This is a genomic window from Pseudomonas sp. X10 (assembly GCF_054889225.1).
In genome coordinates this window covers 2,038,594-2,058,129 of record NZ_CM142677.1, presented here as the reverse complement: position 1 = coordinate 2,058,129, position 19,536 = coordinate 2,038,594, and the positions used below count along the sequence as shown (strand labels likewise).

Genomic DNA, 19,536 nt, shown 5'->3' with positions numbered 1-19,536 from the left:
CGCCCCTACAGGGGTGGCATACCTCTCTGGATCAGCGCTGCTCGATTGGTACGAACTTGCGCTGTTCGACGCCGGTGTACTCGGCGCTCGGTCGGATGATGCGGTTGTTGGCACGTTGCTCGAAGACATGCGCTGCCCATCCGGTCAGGCGCGAGCAGACGAAGATTGGGGTGAACAGCTTGGTCGGGATACCCATGAAGTGATAGGCCGAGGCATGGTAGAAGTCGGCATTGGGGAACAGCTTCTTCTGCTCCCACATGGTCTTGTCGATCGCCTCGGAAACCGGGTACAGCACGGTGTCGCCCACTTCGTCGGCCAGCTTCTTCGACCAGCCCTTGATGACTTCGTTGCGCGGGTCGGACTCCTTGTAGATGGCATGGCCGAAGCCCATGATCTTGTCCTTGCGCTCGAGCATGCCCAGGGTGCCACTGACGGCTTCCTGCGGGGTCTTGAAGCGCTCGATCATCTCCATCGCCGCTTCGTTGGCACCGCCATGCAGCGGGCCACGCAGCGAACCGATGGCGGCGGTGACGCAGGAATACAGGTCCGACAGGGTCGAGGCACAGACCCGGGCAGTGAAGGTCGAGGCGTTGAACTCATGCTCGGCGTACAGGATCAGCGAGACGTTCATCACCTTGACGTGCAGCGCGCTCGGCTTCTTGCCATGCAACAGGTGCAGGAAGTGTCCGCCCAGGGTGTCCTCGTCGCTGGTGCAGTTGATCCGCACACCATGGTGGCTGAAGCGGTACCAGTAGCACATGATCGCCGGGAACACAGCCAGCAGGCGGTCGGTCTTCTCGTGCTGCAGGTCGAAGCTGTGCTCCGGCTCCAGGGTGCCGAGCACCGAGCAACCGGTACGCATCACGTCCATCGGATGGGCGGTGACCGGAATTCGCTCCAGCACTTCCTTCAACGCCTGAGGCAGGTCGCGTAACGCCTTGAGCTTGGTCTTGTATTCAGTCAGTTGCGCCTGGCTCGGCAGCTCACCGTACAGCAGCAGATAGGCCACTTCCTCGAATTCGGCATGCTCCGCCAGCTCGCGCACGTCATAACCACGGTAGGTCAGGCCAGCGCCGGCCTGGCCGACGGTCGACAGTGCGGTCTGCCCGGCCACCTGGCCCCGCAGGCCGGCACCACTGAGTACTTTTGCTTCGGCCATTGTTCTTCTCCAACTTGTTGAATTTGTTATGGGAACGTCAGCTAAAAACGGTGTGTTGCGATCTCAGCCCTTCTTCTGGGCGAACAGCGCGTCGAGGCTCTGCTCGAAGGCGTGATAGTTGATGGCATCGTAGAGCTCCATGCGAGTCTGCATGGTGTCGATGACATTCTTCTGCGTGCCATCGCGGCGCAGCGCGGTGTAGACATTCTCCGCAGCCTTGTTCATGGCGCGGAACGCCGAGAGCGGGTACAGCGCCAGGGACACGTCGACCGAGGCCAGTTCCTCGGTGGTGTACAGCGGCGTGGCGCCGAACTCGGTGATGTTGGCCAGGATCGGCGCCTTCACCCGGTCGGCGAAGGTCTTGTACATCTGCAACTCGGTGATCGCTTCAGGGAAGATCATGTCGGCGCCAGCCTCGATGCAGGCGGCGGCGCGGTCCAGAGCCGCGTTCAGACCTTCGACAGCCAGGGCGTCGGTGCGGGCCATGATCACGAAACTGTCATCGGTGCGAGCGTCCACCGCCGCTTTGATGCGGTCGACCATCTCCTGCTGGGAGACGATTTCCTTGTTCGGCCGGTGGCCGCAGCGCTTGGCGCCGACCTGGTCCTCGATATGGATAGCAGCGGCACCGAACTTGATCATCGAGCGAACGGTACGGGCCACATTGAACGCCGAGGCGCCGAAGCCGGTGTCGACATCCACCAGCAAGGGCAGGTCGCAGACATCGGTGATGCGGCGCACGTCAGTCAGCACATCGTCCAGGCCACTGATGCCCAGGTCCGGCAGCCCCAGGGAACCAGCGGCGACACCGCCACCGGACAGGTAGATGGCCTTGAAACCGGCGCGCTTGGCCAGCAGGGCATGGTTGGCGTTGATCGCGCCGACCACCTGCAATGGATGTTCGGCGGCGACCGCCTCGCGAAAACGCTGGCCGGGACTGCTTTTCTGGGTCATGACTCACCTCGTGGGCTGTTGTTGTTCGCGTCCAGGTAGTGACGCTCGATATTGCGCTTGGAAGCGCCTATATGACGGCGCATCAGTAATTCGGCCAATTCGCCGTCACGGTCGGCGATGGCGTCGAGAATCCGGTGGTGCTCGGCGAATGCCTGGCGCGGACGGTTGGGCGTGGCGGAAAACTGGATACGGTACATGCGCACCAGTTGGTACAGCTCACCACAGAGCATTTGCACCAAAGTGCGGTTACCACTGCCCTGGATGATCCGATAGTGGAAGTCGAAGTCGCCTTCCTGCTGGTAGTAGCCCAGGCCAGCCTGGAACGCGGCATCGCACTCATGGGTATCGAGTACCCGGCGAAGTTCGTCGATCTCGGCTACGCTCATGCGTTCGGCGGCCAGGCGGCAGGCCATGCCTTCGAGGGACTCGCGGATTTCGTAGAGTTCGATCAATTCGGCATGGTTGAGCGACACCACTCGGGCGCCCACATGCGGTACGCGCACCAGCAGTCGCTGGCCCTCCAGGCGGTGGATGGCCTCGCGCAGCGGGCCCCGGCTGATGCCATAGGTGCGGGCCAGCTCAGGCTCGGAAATCTTGCTGCCCGGAGCGATCTCGCCCTTGACGATGGCCGCCTGGATACGCCGGAAGACGTTCTCGGACAAGGTTTCCGACTCTTCCGGTGCGGCTATGGATGCCTGGGTTGTATCCAGCATATTGTCGACACCTCGTTAATCTTCAGGGCCAAAACTAGCTAAATAGAAGAAAGGAGTCAAAGACAAAATCAGTATTGTCGACAATCGTCTAAGAACGAACTTACCCGCCCAGTGCACTGTCTGATTGCGACGCGCTGGCATCAATACCTCAGCGTGATAGAATGCCGCGCCTCCTACGGAGTATGGATAGTGTGTCTGTCGACGATTTTCATACTGTTGACAGATGAACGAGGAAGCTTGCGCAGTACTTGCCAGTCGCCTTGCCCCGAACACCGCACAGCACCGCGCCAGGATTATGAGACTCACACCCCTTCCACTGCTGTTCTGCCTTTCCCTGTTGCCGGCCCTTGGCCAGGCGACAGAAAAGACCGTCTACGGTCTCAACGAATACGCCCGTCTGGCCGATCTCGACCTCGAGGTCGCCGCCAAGCTCGACACCGGCGCCAAGACCGCCTCGCTCAGCGCCCGCGATATCAAGCGCTTCAAGCGCAATGGCGAGAGCTGGGTGCGCTTCTACCTGGCGATTGACGCCGCCCACTCGCATCCGATAGAACGACCGCTGGCACGCGTGAGCAAGATCAAGCGGCGCGCCGGCGATTACGATCCCGACGAAGGCAAGGCCTATACTGCCCGCCCGGTGATTGAACTGAACATCTGCATGGGCCGCAGCCAACGCACCATCGAAGTCAACCTCACTGACCGCAGCGCTTTCCAGTTCCCGCTGCTGATCGGTTCCGAGGCGCTCAAGCACTTCGATGCCCTGGTCGACCCAAGCCTAAAATACGCGGCCGGCAAACCTGCCTGTGCCACTGACGCTCACACCGCAGGGTAATTCCGATGCGCTCTCTTAACCTCCACCTGAAAGTCCTGATCACCATCCTGGTGTTACTGGGCGTGCTGGTCACGGCCTATCAGATCTTCTTCCTCGGCATTCCGGTGACCGAAGACGAGACCGATGATCTGTGGAACATCGACGCCAAGGTCGAATTCATCGCTAACCCGAAGGACCCGATCAAGATACAGATGTTCGTGCCACCGCTGAGCCGTGACTACGTCAGCCTCAATGAGAGCTTCATCTCCAACAACTACGGGGTCAGCGTCAACCGTGTCGACGGCAACCGCAAGGTGACCTGGTCCGCGCGCCGCGCCAGCGGCAACCAGACCCTCTACTACCGCCTGGTGCTGACCAAGCGCTACAGCAACGAAAAAACCGTCGAGAAGGGCCCGACCTTCCGTGACAGCCTGGCTGTCGAAGGCCCGGAGAAGATCGCCGCCGAGGCCCTGATGGCGCCGATCCGCCAGCATTCGGCCGATGTCGAGACCTTCGTCAGCGAGACCATCAAGCGGGTCAACAATCTCAACGACGACAACGTCAAGTTGCTGCTGGGCGGCGATACCTCGACCCTGAACAAGGCCAAGGTCATCGACCTGCTGCTGTCCATCGCCCACGTGCCGATGGAGAAGGTGCACACCATCCGCCTGGTCGCCGACGTGCCGCAAACGCCTGAGCTCTGGCTGCGCAGCTTCAACGGCAACGACTGGCTGTACTTCAATCCCGACACAGGCGAACAGGGCCTGCCCAGTGACCGGCTGTTGTGGTGGACCGGTGACGACAACCTGATCACCGTCGACGGCGGCAGGAGGGCCAACGTCAGCTTCAGCCTCAACAACAGCGAGATGAATGCCATCCGTCTGGCCAAGCTGACTGACGAGAACACCGACGCCGGCTTCCTCGAATACTCCCTGTACGGCTTACCGCTGCAGACCCAGCAGACCTTCATGATCATGGTGATGATCCCGATCGGCGTACTGGTGATCCTGATCCTGCGCAACCTGATCGGCATCCAGACCCTGGGCACCTTCACCCCGGTGCTGATCGCCCTGGCCTTCCGCGAGACCCAACTGGGCTTCGGCATCGTGCTGTTTACCGTGATCACCGCCTTGGGCCTGTCGCTGCGCTCCTACCTCGAGCACCTGAAGCTGCAGATGCTGCCGCGCTTGTCGGTGGTCTTGACCTTCGTCGTGGTGCTGATCGCCGCCATCAGCCTGTTCAGCCACAAGCTGGGCCTTGAGCGTGGCCTGTCGGTGGCGCTGTTCCCGATGGTGATCCTGACCATGACCATCGAGCGCCTGTCGATCACCTGGGAAGAACGCGGCGGCGGCCATGCCATGAAAGTCGCCATCGGCACCCTCTTCGCCGCCTCCCTGGCGCACCTGCTGATGATGGTGCCGGAGCTGGTGTACTTCGTCTTCACCTTCCCAGCGGTACTGCTGATCCTGGTGGGCTTCATGCTGGCAATGGGTCGCTACCGCGGCTACCGCCTGACCGAGCTCGTTCGTTTCAAGGCTTTCGTGAAGGCTGACACCTGATGTTTGGTCTGATCAAAACGTGGAAGGCCCTGGAAGCCCGGGGCATCATGGGTATCAACCGGCGCAACGCGGACTACGTCCTCAAGTACAACAAGCGCAACCTGTACCCGATCGTCGACGACAAGATCATCACCAAGGAGCGCGCGCTCAAGGCCGGCATCCATGTGCCGGAGATGTACGGGATCATCGAGACCGAGAAGGAAATCGAAAAGCTTGGCCAGATCCTCGACGGGCGCGACGACTTCGTCATCAAGCCCGCCCAGGGTGCCGGCGGTGACGGCATCATGGTGATCGCCGACCGCTTCGAGGACCGCTTCCGCACGGTATCGGGCAAGATCATCAGCTTTGAGGAGATCGAGCACCAGATCTCCAGCATCCTCACTGGCCTCTACTCCCTGGGTGGCCACCGTGACCGCGCGCTGATCGAGTACCGGGTAACGCCGGACCAGATCTTCAAGAGCATCAGCTATGAAGGCGTTCCGGACATCCGCATCATCGTGCTGATGGGCTACCCGGTGATGGCCATGCTGCGCCTGCCGACCCGCCAGTCCGGCGGCAAGGCCAACCTGCACCAGGGTGCCATCGGTGTCGGGGTCGACCTGGCCACCGGCGTCACCCTGCGTGGCACTTGGCTGAACAACATCATCAGCAAGCACCCGGACACCACCAACGCGGTGGACGGCGTGCAACTGCCGAACTGGGACGGCTTCATGAAGCTCGCAGCCGGCTGCTACGAGCTTTGCGGCCTGGGCTACATCGGCGTCGACATGGTCCTGGACCAGGACAAGGGGCCACTGATCCTCGAGCTCAATGCCCGCCCCGGCCTGAACATCCAGATCGCCAACGACTGCGGCCTGACCCAGCGCACCCACGCCATCGAGGCGCACCTGGAAGCACTGGCCAAAGACGGCGTGAAGGAAGATGCCGAGCAGCGCGTGAAGGTCGCCCAAGGCCTGTTCGGCCACGTGCCCGGACACTGATCCAAGCGTTCGTCTCCGCCAGCCGGCTTCCGGCTGGCGGAGGTCGAAGGCTCAATGTCGTGTCAATGCTAGGAGCATCGGCTGCAGCAGACTACAATCGCCTCCTCGCTTCTATCACCGTCAATTCGCATGCCGACCTGTACGCTTCACCCCCTGCCCTACCAGCATGACCCCGCCCCCTACTTCGCCCGCCTGCGCCATGCTCCGGGTGCCGTGCTGCTCGACAGTGCCCGTCCGGGCGCCGAGCGGGGCCGCCATGACCTGATCAGTGCCTGGCCGCGGCAACAGTTGCAAGCAATCGCAGGTGAAAGCGGCCAAGCTTACCTGCAACGCCTGCGCGACAGCCTCGCGCAACTGGGTGAAGCGCAGTTGCCTGACGGCGTGGAACTACCCTTTGCCGGCGGCCTGATCGGCTACCTCAGCTACGACTTCGGCCGCCGTCTTGAGCAACTGCCCAGCCTGGCGGTGGACGACCTGGGCCTGGCGGATGCCCAGCTGGGGCTGTATGCCTGGGCTTTGGTCAGCGACCACCTGCTGGGCACCACTCAGTTGGTGTTCCACCCCAGCCTGGACAATACCGAGCGGCAGCGCCTGATCGCGCTGTTCGAGGCCCCGGCGCCCCAACTCGAAAGCCACTTCCACCTGCTCGCGCCGATGCGTGGCGACCTCAGTGCCGAACAGTACCAGCATGCTTTCGACAAGGTGCAGGCCTATATCCAGGCAGGCGACTGCTACCAGATCAACCTCACCCAGCGCTTCCGCGCCCCCTGCCAGGGCGACCCTTGGCAAGCCTACCAAGCACTGCGCCGTGCCTGCCCGACGCCCTTCTCGGGCTTCCAGCAACTGGCCGATGGCAGCGCCCTGCTGAGCTTCTCGCCAGAACGTTTCATCCGCGTCAGCCAGGGCCTGGTGGAAACACGGCCAATCAAAGGCACCCGGCCACGCGCCAGCGACCCTGTCGAAGATGCGCGCAATGCCGCCGAGCTTCAGGACAGTCGCAAAGACCGCGCGGAAAACCTGATGATCGTCGACCTGCTGCGCAATGACCTGGGACGCACCTGTGAAATCGGCTCGGTGAAAGTGCCGGAGCTGTTCAGCCTGGAGAGTTACCCCAACGTGCATCATCTGGTCAGCAGCGTCACCGGCCGCCTCGCTGCCGGCAAGGACGCCCTGGACCTGATCGCAGGCAGCTTTCCCGGCGGCTCCATCACCGGCGCCCCCAAAATCCGCGCCATGCAGATCATCGATGAACTGGAGCCCAGCCGCCGGGCACTGTATTGCGGCTCGCTGCTGTATGTGGACGTGCGCGGCGAGATGGACAGCTCCATCGCCATCCGCAGCTTGCTGATCAAGGATGGTCAGGCCAGTTGCTGGGGCGGCGGCGCGGTGGTGGCCGATTCGGACTGGGAGGCAGAGTACGAGGAGTCCATCGCCAAGGTGCGGGTATTGATGCAGACACTGCAGGGGTTGTAGGGGGTGTAGGGGTAACGGTTCGGCGCTCCTGCAGGTACAGCTGCCGCGCAGCATCGCAAAGCGTCTGGCACGCCATTTTTTGTTAAGATCTGAGCATTACGAGCGCCCAGCGCCATACAAATGTACGGAAGCCGCCTGATGAGCCAACCCTTCGACGTCGCCGCCCTGGCCGCGACCTATGCCAGCAAGTCCCCGCAGGACATCCTCAAGCTCGCCTTCGAGCACTTCGGCGATGACCTGTGGATCTCCTTCAGCGGTGCCGAGGACGTGGTGCTGGTGGACATGGCCTGGAAGCTGAACAAGCAGGTCAAGGTGTTCAGCCTCGACACCGGCCGCCTGCACCCCGAGACCTACCGCTTCATCGACCAGGTCCGCGAACAGTACAACCTGCCGATCGAAATCCTCAGCCCCGACCAGAGCAAGCTGGAACCCTTCGTCAAGGAAAAGGGCCTGTTCAGCTTCTATAAGGATGGTCATGGCGAATGCTGCGGCATTCGCAAGATCGAGCCACTGCGCCGCAAGCTCTCCAACGTCCGCGCCTGGGCCACCGGCCAGCGCCGCGACCAGAGCCCGGGCACCCGCAGCCATGTGGCCGCACTGGAAATCGACACCGCGTTCTCCACGCCCGAGCGCACCCTGTACAAGTTCAACCCCTTAGCGCAGATGACCAGCGAGGAAGTCTGGGGCTATATCCGCATGCTCGAGCTGCCTTACAACAGCCTGCACGAACGCGGCTTCATCAGCATTGGCTGTGAACCCTGCACCCGCCCGGTCCTGCCCAACCAGCATGAGCGCGAAGGCCGTTGGTGGTGGGAGGAGTCCACCCAGAAGGAATGCGGTCTGCATGCCGGTAACCTGATCAGCAAGGGCTGAATCAGCTTCAAAGCAAAAGCCGCAAGAAAGAGCAGGCCGTACGGGCTGCCTTCTCTTGCGGCTTAAAGCTTGCTGTTGCGCTTAATGCACCGGCAGTTCGACACCGTCGAACAGCTCTTCGAGTTCCTGCTTGTTGTGGCACTGGATGGCCTTGGCCATCACTTCGCGGGTCAGGTGCGGGGCGAACTTCTCGATGAAGTCGCACATGAAGCCGCGCAGGAAGGTTCCACGGCGGAAGCCGATCTTGGTCACGCTGGCTTCGAACAGTTCGCTGGCATCCAGCACTACAAGGTCGCTGTCGAGCTTGGCGTCGACCGCCATCTTGGCCACGATACCCACGCCCAGGCCCAGGCGCACATAGGTCTTGATCACGTCGGCGTCGGCAGCGGTGAACACCACCTTGGGTGTCAGGCCACGGTGGTTGAAGGCCTCGTCCAGCTTGGAGCGGCCGGTGAAACCGAACACATAAGTGACGATCGGATACTCGGCCACCGCTTCAAGCGTCAGCTTCGGCAGCTTGGTCAGTGGGTGCCCCTGGGGCACCACCACGCAACGGTTCCACTTGTAGCACGGCATCATCACCAGGTCGCCGAACAGCTCCAGGGCCTCGGTGGCGATGGCGAAATCAACGGTGCCGTCAGCGGCCATCTCGGCGATCTGCATGGGTGAGCCCTGGTGCATGTGCAGGGCCACCTCCGGGTATTGCTTGATGAAGCTGCTGATCACCGGAGGCAAGGCATAGCGCGCTTGAGTGTGGGTGGTGGCAATCGACAGGGTGCCCTTCTTCTCGTTGGAGAATTCCTGAGCGATCTGCTTGATGCTCTCAACCTTGCGCAGGATCTCGCCGGCAGTGTTGATGATGCGCTCGCCAGCCGGGGTCACGCGGGTCAGGTGCTTGCCGCTGCGGGCAAAGACTTCGACGCCCAACTCGTCCTCGAGCAGGCGGATCTGCTTGCTGATCCCTGGCTGGGAGGTATAAAGGCTCTGCGCTGTCGCGGAGACGTTGAGGTCATGGTGCGCCACTTCCCAGATGTAGCGCAGTTGTTGAAGCTTCATAGGTATCCCTCAAATCAGCTGGGCGTCACCGGCAGCAGCGACGATTTATAACTATATTAGTGGTTTGAAGAATAAATCTAGAACTATTTTGCTACTCCTTCGGAAACCACCTACAGCCGGCCTCAATTTTTCCTACGCCCCAGGTGTTGAGCCAACGGCACCATGTACACCGGCACCGGTGACAGTTGCAGCAGCCGCACGGCCGTGCGCCCAAGCGGCACATCCACACCCGCTCCCTGGCTATGGCTGCCGAAGATCAGCAGGTCGACACTCAAGCGCTGCGCCTGCTCGAGGATCACCTGGGCCGGGTCGCCCTGGCGCACCCTGACTGCCTTGATCAGCGCCAGATCGGCCTCTTCGCCCAGTTCATCGCGAAAGTTTTCCAGCACCCGCTGCTCGATGTTGGCCATGACCGTGTTGACGCCCTGACTGTGCAACTGGTCCAGCGTCTGTTCGTCAAGGTAGCTCTGCAGGAGGGATTCGGCGAACTGGCCCATGGGCTCCACCGCGTGAATCACATACAGCTCTGCGCAGAAGGTGCGTGCCAGTGCCAGCGCGTGCTGCATGACGAAAGGCGCATATATACCGAGGTCAGTGGCATACAGCATGGAATGGATCATTCGACCTCCTCGACTGCCGCTGCGGCAGAGCAAGCTTCAGCTTAGCAGCGCCTTGAACCGCCGCCTTGCCGTCCGGCGAGCTGCCGCAGCGTGCCGCCAGGCCAGTTCAAGCCCCCAGGTTGCGCCGGTCGAGGAAAGCCAGGGCCTGGTAAAGCGCCTCCATTCGAGGCAGGCTGCAGCCGGCCTTGCGCGCCCGGTCCAGAGGTTCGGCATAGATGGCTTCCAGTTCCAGCGGCCGCTGCTGGGCGTGGTCGTGGTACATGCTGGGCCAATAGTCGGGCATCTGCTCGGTAACCCGGAACAGGTGTTCGGCGTAACCTTCAGGCAACTCATGCCCACACGCCCGGGCGCCTTGCACCACTTCGGCCATCAACGCCTGGATCAGACTGCGGCTGGCAGGGTCGGCCATCAGCGGCGTAGTGCTGGCCTGGAGCAGCACCGAAAGGCCGTTGTACGGCACGTTCCAGACCAACTTCTGCCAACGGGCCTGGCCCAGGTTGCCCATGGCCTGGGAGTCGACGCCCGCCGCACGGAACAGGTTGGCCCCCTGCTCGACGATCGCCGCCGCCCCCCCCTCATCCGGGCCACTGTGATAACCAAGGTTGACCGCCCCCAGCGCCTGGTGACGGATGAGCCCCGGCGCCTGGCGATTGACGCAGATGAAGCACAGGCCGCCCAGCAAGTGCAGGTCGGGACGCAGCAAAGGGCGCAGCTGCTCTTCGACGCCCAGGCCATTCTGCAACAGGACGACCTTTGCGCCAGACTCGGCCGTCTGGTTAATCAGGGGGGCCAGTTGGCCATTGCTGGTGGCCTTGGCGCCAACCAGCAGCCAGTCGCAAGGCGGCATGTCGACGGCATCGGCGTAAGCCTGCACCTTCATCTGCAACCGGCCATGGACCGCGCTTTCCACCAGCAACCCATGCTCGCGCACGACGTCGAACTCGCTGCGCAGTAAGAAATGGACGTCAAAGCCGGCACGCGCCAGCATCACCCCGTAGAAACCACCAATGGCACCTGTACCTATGATGCCGATGCGCACATTGCGTGAATCCATGCTGCACTCCCTGGAACGGACATTTTTTCGTCCGGTTTTTTTACACGTAAATCAGCCGGTTTACGATCCTTCACTATACTGGGGCAAAGAAGGTCAAATAATCGACACGGAGTCGATGATGTGCGGATTCCTGCCACACCCGGATGACGTCCCGGTCGAATTGGCCCTGCGCCAATCGCCCAGCCTTTTTCGCCAGCACCTGCATACGTTGAGCCTGGGCGGTATCGCGTGCAACCACCCACGCGCCTACCGACGCGGCATGGCAGTGGAGATGCTGATTCCATCCCTGGGCGCCGACGCCCGCTACCCCGGCTATATCGCCTGGTGCCAGAAGCAGGCCGACGGCTATCGGGTCGGGGTGGCGTTCATCGACGCACAGGCCCTGTTCGGCGCCCGAATGGGCGAGCAGGTCTGCCAGATCCAGCATTTCTGCCTGCTGCATGATCAAGCCGACCTCGGCGATCCCGAGGCCCAGGCACTGGCCCAAGAGTGGATCAATCTGCATGCTGGAGAGTTTTCCGAGGCCAGCCTGGAAGCCCCACGCCCCTGAAAAACCCTGCCCCAATGGCAAAAACCCCGTCCCACCGGGGGTTTGCCCATTGTCGAGCCCCGGTGTAACGCGCTAAGGTTCGGCTCCCCGCTGCGTACATTCTTGCTGCTGGGCCGCACGGGGAACGCTGGCGGCCGGCACCCGTGACCTGACGAGTAACACGATGGCTGATTTACCGATCGATGACCTTAACGTTGCCTCCAACGAGACCTTGATCACCCCTGATCAGCTCAAGAAGGAAATCCCCCTCAGCGCCAAGGCCCTGCAGACCGTGACTGCCGGCCGCGAAGTGGTGCGCAATATCCTCGACGGCAAGGATCATCGCCTGTTCGTCGTGGTCGGCCCTTGCTCGATCCATGACCTCAAGGCTGCCCATGAATATGCCGAGCGCCTGAAGGCGCTGGCCGCCGAAGTGTCAGACACCCTGTACCTGGTGATGCGCGTGTACTTCGAGAAGCCACGCACCACGGTCGGCTGGAAAGGCCTGATCAACGACCCTTACCTGGACGACTCCTTCAAAATCCAGGACGGTCTGCACATCGGCCGCCAGCTGCTGCTGGACCTGGCCGAGATGGGCCTGCCGACCGCCACCGAGGCACTCGACCCCATCTCCCCGCAGTATCTGCAGGACCTGATCAGCTGGTCGGCGATCGGCGCCCGCACCACCGAATCCCAGACCCATCGCGAAATGGCCTCGGGCCTGTCCTCGGCAGTGGGTTTCAAGAACGGCACCGATGGCGGCCTGACCGTGGCGATCAATGCCCTGCAGTCGGTTTCCAGTCCTCACCGCTTCCTGGGCATCAACCAGGAAGGTGGCGTGTCGATCGTCACCACGAAGGGCAACGCCTACGGCCACGTGGTGCTACGCGGCGGCAACGGCAAGCCGAACTATGACTCGGTCAGCGTCGCCCTGTGCGAACAGGCCCTGGCCAAGGCGAAGATCAAACCGAACATCATGGTCGACTGCAGCCACGCCAACTCCAACAAGGACCCGGCCCTGCAGCCGCTAGTCATGGAGAACGTCGCCAACCAGATCCTCGAAGGCAACCAGTCGATCATCGGCCTGATGGTCGAAAGTCATCTGAACTGGGGCTGCCAAGCCATTCCGAAAGACCTGAACGAACTGCAGTACGGTGTATCCATCACCGACGCCTGCATCGACTGGGCTGCCACCGAGAAGACCCTGCGCAGCATGCGCGCCAAGCTCAAGGACGTGCTGCCACAACGCAAGCGGGGCTGAGGACCACAAACGAAAACGCCGGGCAATTGCCCGGCGTTTTCGTTTGTGGCGATGCGTGGCAGTGGCAATGCACTGCCACGCGCAGTTCAGGCCTTGCTCGACTGACGCTGCTGGCGCTCCATATAGCGCTCGACGTAAGAGCAAGACGGGATGACCGTGTACCCCATCTCCTCAGCGTACTCCAGGGCCTTTTCGGTCAGGGCCGCGGCAATGCCACGACCACGCAGCGCGTTGGGCACGAACGTGCGATAGATATCCAGAGTCTGCTTGCCCAGGTCCATGTAGGTCAGGTAGGCACGGTGACCGTCCACATTGGTCTCGAACTGATGACTTTCCCGGTCATGGTGGATGGTCAGCGCTTCGCTCATCACTTCTCCTCGCAGGCCTCGTCTGGAGACCTTTACCTTTGTTTATCCGACGGAGGAACCTCTACGCCACCTCATGCCCCTTGGACACAATGATGAACCGAATCGTTCTCCGTCTTCGGGCACCTAGGAATAGTAGGCGCCTGAAGAGGGATTGCTCAAGGTGGCAGCTTGCAAAAAATGCCGAAATGCCACTAACCTCCACCCTCAGGGCAACGCCACAACCAGTTGCCGGATGTTGTAGGGCTTAAGACGCCAGCAGACACTAAAAGTCACCTTTAGTTCAACAAAAAGTACTCTTCCTACAATCGCTTGCGAATCCCGGCTGGCGTTTCAGTGTTTTGATACAAACCCCGTCATACTCCCGCTGCAGCGACATTTTTTTTGCAGTTCTTGCGCTCAGTCAGTTTACTTACTACAAGTAATGGGTACTATGTACGCCGGCCAGTTTCTCTTTCCCGAGAGATGGCTATTTAATAGAAAGTCCTTGAAGGGGAACACGATGAACAACGTTCTGAAATTCTCTGCTCTGGCTCTGGCCGCCGTCCTGGCTACCGGTTGCAGCAGCGTATCCAAAGAAACCGAAGCTCGCCTGACTGCTACCGAAGACGCAGCAGCTCGTGCACAAGCTCGTGCTGATGAAGCCTATCGCAAGGCTGACGACGCTCTGGCTGCCGCTCAGAAGGCTCAGCAGACTGCTGACGAAGCCAACGAGCGCGCTCTGCGTATGCTGGACAAAGCCAGCCGCAAGTAATAATCCTCACGGATTGTTATGGAGCCGACCCACTAGTGGGTCGGCTTTTTTATTGCCGCGAACAAAGCGCACTACAGAAGCGACGAGGCCTGCACTAAGGCAGGCCCCGGTTACAAACAACATGGGTTACTGCAGTTCGGGTGGAATACTCGAAACCATCGGGGCTGAGCCTCCGGCATTCGTCGGAACGGCAATTTCGACGGGCAACCCATCTTCGGCGGCCACCACATCACGCACCATGTCCCAGTTCATGCGTAGGTTGTTGGTCAGGTCCTCGCGCTTGAGCAGTGCGTTGATGACGGCGGTGTGTTTGTCCACCACCGACGGGTCGCCATGGTCGTCCAGCGGAGTGTGGGCCTCGAGGTAGACCTTGCCAGCACTGATGCCGAACTTGTAGGGCTCATTGATGATCCGCACCGGCGTACCCACCGGCACCATCTTGGAGAGTTCCAGCACGTTGTTGTTCAGCATGCGGAAGCAGCCGTGGCTGGTACGCATGCCGATGCCGAACTTCTTGTTCGAACCATGGATCAGGTAACCCGGTAGGCCCAGGGTGAACTTGAACGGCCCCAGTGGGTTGTCCGGGCCTGCCGGCACCACCGCTGGCAGGATGTCGCCGTCGGCAGCATGCTCGGCGCGGATCGAAGCTGGCGGTGTCCAGGTCGGATTGGGGGTCTTGGCGGTGATCTTCGTATTGGCGATCGGCGATCCCCAGCCCTCACGGCCAATACCCAGCGGGTAGGTATGCACGACATCCTGCCCTTTCGGGAAGTAGTACATGCGGTACTCGGCCAGGTTGATGACGATGCCCTCGCGCGGACCTGGCGGCAGGATGAAGCGGGTCGGCAGGATGATCTCAGTGCCGGCACCAGGCAGCCAAGGGTCGACGCCCGGGTTGGCGGCGATCATCTCCAGGTAGCCAAGGTCATTGGCCGTGCCGATGTCGGCGAAGGTGTCTTCGTACTTGGCCTTGATCACCTGGACCTGGCCAATGATGTCTTCACCGGGCGGCGGCAGGGGGAATTCCAGCGCAGTGGCGGGGCCTGCCGCTAGCAGGGCGGCCAGGGACAGGCAACGGGTGACGGCGGGAAAACGCGACAACATCCGGGAGATCCTTCGCAAGTTCAGGTAGGTCAAGACAAACGATTGTACACCCGGCCCACGCCAAGCGGGAGACATAGGACCCGTGCAAGCATTTCAGATGATGAAAGGCGTTCAGAGTTCCGGCCACACCGGACGGGTGCCACGCCGCTGGGCGTCGAGAATGGCCCGGCACAGCGAGCACAGGCGGCCGTCGCGATAGACCGTGCGCTCCACCACCGACCAACGGGGCTGCGCCGGCAGCAGGCTGCCACAGAGGGTGCGGTCGGCGGCACCGCCCAGTTCCAGCTGGCGGGCCACCAGGTGGACGCGGCTTTCCTGGCAAGCGAACAGGTCGAGCTGCTCATCGGGCTCGATCAGTTGATAGGCATACAGGGACCAGGCGGGACGCGGCATCGGGGGCTCCAAATCGGGGGCGCCACATTAGCCGAAAGCCGGCCCCGATAAAAGCGTCACAGCAAGGGTTTTATCGCCGGCCAGGCATTTTCCAGCAAGTGCCCCTGGGCACCCTGGGCCGGATGGACGCCATCAGCCTGCATCATCTGCTCAACCCCGCCCACGCCCTCCAGGAAGAAGGGCACCAACGCCACCTGTTTTTCCTTCGCCAGGTTTTCATAGACCTGGGCGAACGCCGTGGTGTAGCGCACCCCGTAGTTGGGCGGCAGGCGCATTCCCAGCAACACCACCTTGGCACCGGCTTCCCGTGAGCGGTCGATCATCGACGCAAGATTTTGTTGCAATTGCTGGGGCGGCTGCCCGCGCAGGCCATCGTTGCCACCCAACTCGAGCACCACCAGCGCCGGCTTGTGCTCTGCAAGCAGCGCAGGCAGGCGCGCCAAGCCTCCCGCGCTGGTGTCGCCACTGATCGAGGCATTGACCACCTTGTCAGCGAAACCCTCGTCGCGCAGGCGCTGCTCCAGCAGGGATACCCACCCCTGGCGGGTATCCAGGCCAAAACCGGCGCTGATACTATCGCCAACAATCAGCAACGTACCCGCCGCCGCGCTCTGGGCCAGGCAATACAAGGCCAGACCGGCACTCAACCACCACACTCGCATCGGATTCTCCATGAGCCCCAGCATTCTCGTTGCGCAGAACCTTAGCAAAGTGGTCCCCAGCGCGGAAGGCGACCTCACCATCCTCCATTCGCTTTCCCTCTCCCTGGACCAAGGTGACAGCCTGGCCATCGTCGGGGCCTCTGGCTCCGGTAAGTCGACCCTGCTCGGCCTGCTTGCCGGGCTCGACCGGCCCAGCGCCGGCAGCGTCACCCTCGCCGGCCACGACCTCGGCCCACTGGATGAAGACCAACGCGCCCGGGTACGTGCCGAGCACGTGGGTTTCGTGTTCCAGTCGTTCCAACTGCTCGACAGCCTGAATGCTCTGGAGAACGTCATGCTGCCCCTGGAGCTCGACGGCCGCCGCGACGCCCGCGAGCATGCCCGCAGCCTGCTCGAACGGGTCGGCCTCGGCCAACGCCTGAGCCACTCGCCACGTCAGCTTTCCGGCGGCGAACAACAGCGCGTGGCCATCGCCCGTGCATTTGCCGCACAACCGGCGGTGCTGTTCGCCGACGAGCCGACCGGCAACCTCGACAGCCACACCGGCGAACGCATCAGCGACCTGCTGTTCGAACTGAACAAGGAACGTGGCACTACCCTGGTATTGGTCACCCATGACGAACGCCTCGCCCACCGCTGCCACCGCCAGATCCGACTGGACGCCGGCCGCCTGGTCGCCCCCCTGGAGCCCTGATGACGCGCCTGCCGTTTACCCGCCTGTGCAGCCTGGCCGTGCGCCAGTTGCTGCGCGACACCCGCGCCAGCGAACTGCGCGTGCTGTTCTTCGCCCTGTTGGTGGCGGTCGCGGCCAGCACTGCCATCGGCTATTTCGGTGCCCGCCTCAACGGCGCCATGCAGTTGCGCGCCAGCGAGTTCCTTGGCGCCGACCTGGTGCTGCAAGGCAGCTCGGCGGCCCGTGACGAACAGATCAGCGCCGGCACCGCCCTCGGCCTGCGCCATGCGCGGGTCGTGGAATTCTCCAGCGTGGTGGCCACCGACTCGGGCATCCAGCTCTCGAGCATCAAGGCCGCGGACAGCGCCTATCCCCTGCGCGGACAACTGCGCAGCGCTGCCGCCCCCTACGCCAGCGAGACGCCCGGCGGCGGCCCCGCGTCCGGCGAGGCCTGGGTAGAACCCCGCTTACTGGCTGCCCTGGGCCTGAAGATCGGCGACAGCATCGATGTCGGCATGAAGCCCCTGCGCATGAGCCGGGTGCTGACGTACGAACCCGACCGCGCCGGCAACTTCTACAGCCTTACACCGCGCGTGTTGATCAACCTGAGCGACCTGGATGCCACCGGCGTGGTCCAGCCAGGCAGCCGGGTCACCTACCGGGACCTCTGGCGCGGTGACAGCGAAGTAGTGGCGCAGTATCGCCAGGCCATCAGCAAGGAACTGTCGGCTAACCAGCGCCTGCTCGACACCCGCGACGGTAACCGCCAGGTCGGCGGAGCCCTGGGCAAGGCCGAGCGCTACCTGAACATGGCCAGCCTGGTGGCGGTGCTGCTAGCCGGCGTGGCGGTGGCCCTATCGGCCAGCCGCTACGCCACCCGCCGCCTCGACGCCAGCGCCCTGCTGCGTTGCCTAGGCCTGTCGCGGCGAGAAGCCCTGGGGTTGTTCTGCCTGCAACTGGCGATGCTCGGCGCAGTGGCCGCCCTGGCCGGTGCCATGCTTGGCTGGCTGGCACAACTGGGCCTGTTCAAGCTGCTACAGGGCCTGATGCCGAGCCAAGTGCCGCCGGGCGGCATCGCACCGGCATTGGCCGGTATCGGCACCGGCCTTGTGGCCCTCGCCGGATTCGCCCTACCGCCGCTGGCCGCCCTTGGGCGCGTTCCGCCGTTGCGCGTGCTGCGCCGCGATCTGCTGCCGGTCCCCCCAAGCAGTTGGCTGGTGTACGGTGCCGCCCTACTCGCCCTGGGCCTGATCATGTGGCGCTTGAGCCTCGACCTTTTGCTGACTTTTGCCCTACTCGGCGGCGGTCTGGTCGCGGCATTGCTGCTGGGCGGCCTGCTCCTGCTCGGCTTGCGCAGCCTGCGCAAACTCCTGGTGGATGCCCCCTTGGCCTGGCGCCTGGGGCTCGGCCAGTTGCTGCGCCATCCGCTGGCCGCTGCCGGCCAGGCCCTTGCCTTCGGCCTGATCCTGCTGGCCATGGCCCTGGTCGCCCTGCTCCGCGCCGAGTTACTCGATACCTGGCAGGACCAACTGCCTAAGGACGCACCGAACCACTTCGCCCTGAACATCCTGCCCGACGACCGCGCGACCTTCACTCAACGCCTGAGCGAGGTCCATGCCACCTCGGCGCCGCTGTACCCGGTGATTCCCGGCCGGCTGACCCATATCAACGACCAACCGGTGCGGCAGCTGGTCAGCAAGGAGTCCACCGGCGACCGTGCCGTGCAACGCGACCTGAGCCTGACCTGGGCCGCCGAACTGCCCCAGGGCAACGCCCTGAGCGCCGGCAACTGGTGGCAGGCCGTGCCGCCCGCAGATGAAATGCCCGGCGTCTCCGTGGAAGCCGAACTGGCCGAGAGCCTCAAGCTGAACCTGGGCGACACCCTGACCTTCGACATCGGCGGCCAGGAGCGCCAGGCGCGGGTCAGCAGCCTGCGCACGGTGCACTGGGACAGCTTCCAGCCGAACTTCTACATGATCTTCCAACCCGGGACCCTGCAAGGCCTGCCGACCACTTACCTGACAAGCTTCTACCTGGCGCCAGGGCACGACCAGGAGGTGGTGGCGTTGTCGCGAGCCTTCCCGGCGGTGACCATCCTCCAAGTCGATGCCCTACTGGCCCAACTGCGCAGCATCCTGGCCCAGGTCACGCTGGCGGTGGAGTACGTGCTGTTGTTCGTGCTCGCGGCGGGTCTGGCAGTGCTGTTCGCCGGGCTGCAAGCGACTCTGGACGAACGTATCCGCCAAGGCGCTCTGCTGCGCGCCCTGGGGGCAGGACGAGCGCTGCTGGTCAAAGCTCGGCGTATCGAGTTCGGGCTGCTCGGCGCGGCCAGCGGCCTGCTGGCTGCCCTGGGCTGCGAGCTGATCACCCTGACGCTGTACCGCTATGCCTTCGATCTGCACTGGAACCCACACCCCTGGTTGCTGGTGCTGCCAGTGGTGGGCGCGGTGCTGGTGGGTGGAGCCGGCGTCTACGGAACGCGGCGAGCGCTCAACACCAGTCCGCTGACAGTGTTGCGCGAGGGCTGAGGAAACAGCGAGGGC

Annotated in this window: 20 protein-coding genes; 10 read left to right on the top strand and 10 right to left on the bottom strand. The window is 62.8% G+C overall.

Annotated features, from left to right (window positions below; all coding sequences use genetic code 11):
* Nucleotides 1-31 precede the first annotated feature (31 nt).
* The 3 genes from prpC to ACYU03_RS09480 form a co-directional block, all read right to left on the bottom strand.
* On the bottom strand, nucleotides 32-1,159 hold the full coding sequence (gene prpC, locus ACYU03_RS09490; RefSeq protein ID WP_461890064.1) for a bifunctional 2-methylcitrate synthase/citrate synthase: 1,128 nt from the start codon (nucleotides 1,157-1,159) through the stop codon (nucleotides 32-34).
* A 63-nt stretch (nucleotides 1,160-1,222) separates the two neighbouring features.
* On the bottom strand, nucleotides 1,223-2,113 hold the full coding sequence (gene prpB / locus ACYU03_RS09485; protein ID WP_461890062.1) for a methylisocitrate lyase: 891 nt from the start codon (nucleotides 2,111-2,113) through the stop codon (nucleotides 1,223-1,225).
* The gene (locus tag ACYU03_RS09480; RefSeq protein WP_461890060.1) at nucleotides 2,110-2,826 is read right to left on the bottom strand and encodes a GntR family transcriptional regulator; all 717 of its coding nucleotides are present in this window, start codon (nucleotides 2,824-2,826) and stop codon (nucleotides 2,110-2,112) included. The genes prpB and ACYU03_RS09480 overlap by 4 nt, the downstream gene beginning before the upstream one ends.
* Nucleotides 2,827-3,121: 295 nt before the next feature.
* Between ACYU03_RS09480 and rloA the strand changes: the two genes are divergently transcribed.
* The 5 genes from rloA to ACYU03_RS09455 all read left to right on the top strand — a co-directional run bounded on the left by rloA (nucleotide 3,122) and on the right by ACYU03_RS09455 (nucleotide 8,522).
* On the top strand, nucleotides 3,122-3,658 hold the full coding sequence (rloA, locus tag ACYU03_RS09475; RefSeq protein WP_461890058.1) for a retropepsin-like aspartic peptidase RloA: 537 nt from the start codon (nucleotides 3,122-3,124) through the stop codon (nucleotides 3,656-3,658).
* Between the two features lie 5 nt (nucleotides 3,659-3,663).
* A complete protein-coding gene (gene rloB / locus ACYU03_RS09470) occupies nucleotides 3,664-5,196 on the top strand; it encodes an osmotic stress tolerance membrane protein RloB (protein WP_461890056.1) in 1,533 nt (510 codons plus the stop codon).
* Entirely contained in the window at nucleotides 5,196-6,176 is a 981-nt protein-coding gene (locus ACYU03_RS09465; RefSeq protein WP_461890054.1) for an alpha-L-glutamate ligase-like protein, read from the top strand. Before rloB ends, ACYU03_RS09465 begins: the two co-directional genes overlap by 1 nt.
* A 129-nt stretch (nucleotides 6,177-6,305) precedes the next feature.
* Nucleotides 6,306-7,649 (top strand): aminodeoxychorismate synthase component I, encoded by a 1,344-nt coding sequence (gene pabB / locus ACYU03_RS09460; protein ID WP_461890052.1) that lies wholly within the window; start codon nucleotides 6,306-6,308, stop codon nucleotides 7,647-7,649.
* Between the two features lie 138 nt (nucleotides 7,650-7,787).
* The gene (locus ACYU03_RS09455; RefSeq protein WP_461890050.1) at nucleotides 7,788-8,522 is read left to right on the top strand and encodes a phosphoadenylyl-sulfate reductase; all 735 of its coding nucleotides are present in this window, start codon (nucleotides 7,788-7,790) and stop codon (nucleotides 8,520-8,522) included.
* A gap of 81 nt (nucleotides 8,523-8,603) precedes the next feature.
* Here the strand turns inward: ACYU03_RS09455 and cysB are convergent, their stop codons facing one another.
* The 3 genes from cysB to ACYU03_RS09440 all read right to left on the bottom strand — a co-directional run bounded on the left by cysB (nucleotide 8,604) and on the right by ACYU03_RS09440 (nucleotide 11,252).
* Nucleotides 8,604-9,578 (bottom strand): HTH-type transcriptional regulator CysB, encoded by a 975-nt coding sequence (gene cysB, locus ACYU03_RS09450; protein WP_461890048.1) that lies wholly within the window; start codon nucleotides 9,576-9,578, stop codon nucleotides 8,604-8,606.
* 122 nt (nucleotides 9,579-9,700) lie between these two features.
* Entirely contained in the window at nucleotides 9,701-10,198 is a 498-nt protein-coding gene (locus ACYU03_RS09445; RefSeq protein WP_461890046.1) for a universal stress protein, read from the bottom strand.
* A 106-nt stretch (nucleotides 10,199-10,304) separates the two neighbouring features.
* Nucleotides 10,305-11,252, bottom strand: a complete 948-nt coding sequence (locus ACYU03_RS09440; RefSeq protein ID WP_461890044.1) for a putative 2-dehydropantoate 2-reductase — start codon at nucleotides 11,250-11,252, stop codon at nucleotides 10,305-10,307.
* A gap of 118 nt (nucleotides 11,253-11,370) precedes the next feature.
* Here ACYU03_RS09440 and ACYU03_RS09435 point away from each other — a divergent pair, with 118 nt between their 5' ends.
* Nucleotides 11,371-11,802, top strand: a complete 432-nt coding sequence (locus ACYU03_RS09435) for a PilZ domain-containing protein (protein WP_461890042.1) — start codon at nucleotides 11,371-11,373, stop codon at nucleotides 11,800-11,802.
* Between the two features lie 163 nt (nucleotides 11,803-11,965).
* Entirely contained in the window at nucleotides 11,966-13,042 is a 1,077-nt protein-coding gene (locus tag ACYU03_RS09430) for a 3-deoxy-7-phosphoheptulonate synthase (protein WP_461890040.1), read from the top strand.
* 86 nt (nucleotides 13,043-13,128) lie between these two features.
* On the opposite strand, the gene ACYU03_RS09425 is transcribed toward ACYU03_RS09430, so the two are convergent.
* The gene (locus tag ACYU03_RS09425) at nucleotides 13,129-13,410 is read right to left on the bottom strand and encodes a GNAT family N-acetyltransferase (RefSeq protein WP_461890038.1); all 282 of its coding nucleotides are present in this window, start codon (nucleotides 13,408-13,410) and stop codon (nucleotides 13,129-13,131) included.
* Nucleotides 13,411-13,909: 499 nt separating this feature from the next.
* Here ACYU03_RS09425 and oprI point away from each other — a divergent pair, with 499 nt between their 5' ends.
* Nucleotides 13,910-14,161, top strand: a complete 252-nt coding sequence (oprI, locus tag ACYU03_RS09420) for an outer membrane lipoprotei OprI (RefSeq protein ID WP_003259780.1) — start codon at nucleotides 13,910-13,912, stop codon at nucleotides 14,159-14,161.
* 126 nt (nucleotides 14,162-14,287) lie between these two features.
* On the opposite strand, the gene ACYU03_RS09415 is transcribed toward oprI, so the two are convergent.
* The 3 genes from ACYU03_RS09415 to ACYU03_RS09405 form a co-directional block, all read right to left on the bottom strand.
* On the bottom strand, nucleotides 14,288-15,265 hold the full coding sequence (locus ACYU03_RS09415; RefSeq protein ID WP_461890035.1) for a L,D-transpeptidase family protein: 978 nt from the start codon (nucleotides 15,263-15,265) through the stop codon (nucleotides 14,288-14,290).
* Nucleotides 15,266-15,376: 111 nt separating this feature from the next.
* A complete protein-coding gene (locus tag ACYU03_RS09410; protein WP_461890033.1) occupies nucleotides 15,377-15,658 on the bottom strand; it encodes a hypothetical protein in 282 nt (93 codons plus the stop codon).
* Between the two features lie 56 nt (nucleotides 15,659-15,714).
* The gene (locus ACYU03_RS09405; protein WP_461890031.1) at nucleotides 15,715-16,320 is read right to left on the bottom strand and encodes an arylesterase; all 606 of its coding nucleotides are present in this window, start codon (nucleotides 16,318-16,320) and stop codon (nucleotides 15,715-15,717) included.
* Nucleotides 16,321-16,330: 10 nt separating this feature from the next.
* On the opposite strand from ACYU03_RS09405, the gene ACYU03_RS09400 reads away from it, so the two are divergent.
* Nucleotides 16,331-17,014 (top strand): ABC transporter ATP-binding protein, encoded by a 684-nt coding sequence (locus ACYU03_RS09400; protein WP_461890029.1) that lies wholly within the window; start codon nucleotides 16,331-16,333, stop codon nucleotides 17,012-17,014.
* Nucleotides 17,014-19,521, top strand: a complete 2,508-nt coding sequence (locus ACYU03_RS09395) for an ABC transporter permease (protein WP_461890027.1) — start codon at nucleotides 17,014-17,016, stop codon at nucleotides 19,519-19,521. The genes ACYU03_RS09400 and ACYU03_RS09395 overlap by 1 nt, the downstream gene beginning before the upstream one ends.
* Nucleotides 19,522-19,536: the final 15 nt, after the last annotated feature.

What these genes read in the sequence shown, in the direction of transcription:
- ACYU03_RS09395 (WP_461890027.1), top strand. Translation starts at nt 17,014, where the DNA reads ATGACGCGCCTGCCGTTTACCCGCCTGTGCAGCCTGGCCGTGCGCCAG.
- rloB (WP_461890056.1), top strand. Translation starts at nt 3,664, where the DNA reads ATGCGCTCTCTTAACCTCCACCTGAAAGTCCTGATCACCATCCTGGTG.
- rloA (WP_461890058.1), top strand. Translation starts at nt 3,122, where the DNA reads ATGAGACTCACACCCCTTCCACTGCTGTTCTGCCTTTCCCTGTTGCCG.
- ACYU03_RS09425 (WP_461890038.1), bottom strand. Translation starts at nt 13,410, where the DNA reads ATGAGCGAAGCGCTGACCATCCACCATGACCGGGAAAGTCATCAGTTC.
- cysB (WP_461890048.1), bottom strand. Translation starts at nt 9,578, where the DNA reads ATGAAGCTTCAACAACTGCGCTACATCTGGGAAGTGGCGCACCATGAC.
- ACYU03_RS09435 (WP_461890042.1), top strand. Translation starts at nt 11,371, where the DNA reads ATGTGCGGATTCCTGCCACACCCGGATGACGTCCCGGTCGAATTGGCC.
- ACYU03_RS09480 (WP_461890060.1), bottom strand. Translation starts at nt 2,826, where the DNA reads ATGCTGGATACAACCCAGGCATCCATAGCCGCACCGGAAGAGTCGGAA.
- ACYU03_RS09415 (WP_461890035.1), bottom strand. Translation starts at nt 15,265, where the DNA reads ATGTTGTCGCGTTTTCCCGCCGTCACCCGTTGCCTGTCCCTGGCCGCC.
- prpC (WP_461890064.1), bottom strand. Translation starts at nt 1,159, where the DNA reads ATGGCCGAAGCAAAAGTACTCAGTGGTGCCGGCCTGCGGGGCCAGGTG.
- ACYU03_RS09400 (WP_461890029.1), top strand. Translation starts at nt 16,331, where the DNA reads ATGAGCCCCAGCATTCTCGTTGCGCAGAACCTTAGCAAAGTGGTCCCC.
- ACYU03_RS09405 (WP_461890031.1), bottom strand. Translation starts at nt 16,320, where the DNA reads ATGCGAGTGTGGTGGTTGAGTGCCGGTCTGGCCTTGTATTGCCTGGCC.
- prpB (WP_461890062.1), bottom strand. Translation starts at nt 2,113, where the DNA reads ATGACCCAGAAAAGCAGTCCCGGCCAGCGTTTTCGCGAGGCGGTCGCC.
- oprI (WP_003259780.1), top strand. Translation starts at nt 13,910, where the DNA reads ATGAACAACGTTCTGAAATTCTCTGCTCTGGCTCTGGCCGCCGTCCTG.
- ACYU03_RS09465 (WP_461890054.1), top strand. Translation starts at nt 5,196, where the DNA reads ATGTTTGGTCTGATCAAAACGTGGAAGGCCCTGGAAGCCCGGGGCATC.
- pabB (WP_461890052.1), top strand. Translation starts at nt 6,306, where the DNA reads ATGCCGACCTGTACGCTTCACCCCCTGCCCTACCAGCATGACCCCGCC.
- ACYU03_RS09440 (WP_461890044.1), bottom strand. Translation starts at nt 11,252, where the DNA reads ATGGATTCACGCAATGTGCGCATCGGCATCATAGGTACAGGTGCCATT.
- ACYU03_RS09455 (WP_461890050.1), top strand. Translation starts at nt 7,788, where the DNA reads ATGAGCCAACCCTTCGACGTCGCCGCCCTGGCCGCGACCTATGCCAGC.
- ACYU03_RS09410 (WP_461890033.1), bottom strand. Translation starts at nt 15,658, where the DNA reads ATGCCGCGTCCCGCCTGGTCCCTGTATGCCTATCAACTGATCGAGCCC.
- ACYU03_RS09445 (WP_461890046.1), bottom strand. Translation starts at nt 10,198, where the DNA reads ATGATCCATTCCATGCTGTATGCCACTGACCTCGGTATATATGCGCCT.
- ACYU03_RS09430 (WP_461890040.1), top strand. Translation starts at nt 11,966, where the DNA reads ATGGCTGATTTACCGATCGATGACCTTAACGTTGCCTCCAACGAGACC.